The sequence below is a fragment of the Asaccharospora irregularis DSM 2635 genome (assembly GCF_900129815.1).
In the GTDB taxonomy this organism is placed as follows: domain Bacteria; phylum Bacillota; class Clostridia; order Peptostreptococcales; family Peptostreptococcaceae; genus Asaccharospora; species Asaccharospora irregularis.
This window is the reverse complement of sequence record NZ_FQWX01000073.1, coordinates 1-1,576: the sequence shown is the minus strand read 5'-3', so window position 1 is coordinate 1,576 and position 1,576 is coordinate 1. Positions and strand designations below refer to the sequence as shown.

The 1,576-nt window shown below is 30.8% G+C and carries 2 protein-coding genes; both read right to left on the bottom strand.

Features of this window, described 5'->3' with window-relative positions:
- On the bottom strand, positions 1–274 hold a 274-nt coding region (locus tag BUB34_RS12860; RefSeq protein ID WP_143153397.1), incomplete at its 3' end, for a hypothetical protein.
- A gap of 75 nt (positions 275–349) precedes the next feature.
- Positions 350–1,198 carry a tyrosine-type recombinase/integrase gene (locus tag BUB34_RS12855; RefSeq protein ID WP_073127873.1) on the bottom strand — a complete coding sequence of 283 codons (849 nt, stop codon included), beginning with the start codon at positions 1,196–1,198 and terminating at the stop codon, positions 350–352.
- Positions 1,199–1,576 lie beyond the last annotated feature (378 nt).

Here is a 1,576-nt window from a genome sequence, read left to right as displayed (position 1 = left end):
GTTCTTTATCATTTAAAAACTCAATATATTTGCCTTTTCCATATAACATCTCGGCAGCAATCTTAGCACCTTCTTGATGTCTCATTGTATTTCCCTTTACATATTCTTGTGCTGGAAAAACTCCTTGAGAAATTAACTTTCCTCTTAACTTCTTATAACTTTCATCTAAATCATTGCTGCCTGCAGTTGCTTGTCCCGTACCATTACTACATCCTACGGCAAATAGTATTAAAAAGGTAGATAATAGAATTAACCAATTTCTTATATTCTTCATAAAAATATCACTCTCCACAAATATTCTTGATTTATAAAACTTTATCAACTAACAATTTCCTTCACATCCATGGACTTAAAGTCTATCAATCTTATCTAATAATTCATTTTTACTTATATTGCAGTATCTCAATGTGGTCTGCACGCTTGAATGGCCTAAAATTGCTGCTGCCTCATGTATTGCGAACCTCGCTGTATCAGAAGTAATCATGCTAGTTGCGCAATAATGGCGAAGTTGGTGAGGCGTAATAATCTTTGAATATTTATTAAAAACTTTATTTACTGCAGAAGGATGCATTTTACCTGTTGCAGATTTTTCGCTTGGAAAAAGATATGTACTGTCACTCTTCCTTTCCTTTAGATATTCTTTGATTGAATTTACTACCTTTTCATTCATATATACAATACGAATCTTATTACCTTTCCCTCTATTAACAATGAGTTCACGGGTAGTAAAATTAAAATCACTTAATTGTATAGATAATATTTCAAAGATCCTTAAGCCGCAAAACATTCCTATGGTAGCAATGCAATAATAGCGTGATCCTTCCTCTTCTAAAAGTCTCTGCCGAAACTGTTCTACATCGGCTTTATTCACTTTTGTTGGACTTATAATCTGTTCCTGTACTTTTATTCTGTCTTTTTTATCTACTACAAAATCATTTTGAACTCCTAAATTTATTAAAAACTGATTAAGGCTAATTAATGCACTAACTTTTGTATTTATGGTTTTTGCACTGTCTCTTTTAATAGTCCGTAGATATGCTAAGTAATCTGTTGCATTCTCTCTGTATAATCTTCTAAATTCTAAATCGAAACTTCCTTTATACCAGCGAATATACTCTTCAATCTTTAATGCATAAGATTTAATCGTTGCTTCAGATGCTCCATTAACCCTTAAAAAGTTCTTAAAACCTTCAATCATGCTAAATACTCTCCTTCCAATAAGTTCTCTTGCCTGTGCTTTTGAAACTACCTTATAAGTTCTCTTGCCTATAGCAATTTTAGAGATAATTTTTTGAGTATTTTATGTGCCTTAGGCAATAGAATTGTTATTATCTTTCCTATAGTATAACGCGCAATTTCAGATAGCACAGCGAGTCAAGTTCAGCATAATTAATATTATGTTGTAGATTAAAACTATTAAAAATAATTTCAGGTAAATTAAATTTCTTTTACTTCAATAAGCAAATAAAAAAATGATAACATAAAATAATTTGTGCTTATGATGAAATAAATACTCCTTTATGGCAATGATAAAAATATAATCAGATGCCAGAAAGGGGTATTTTTTATGAGTACA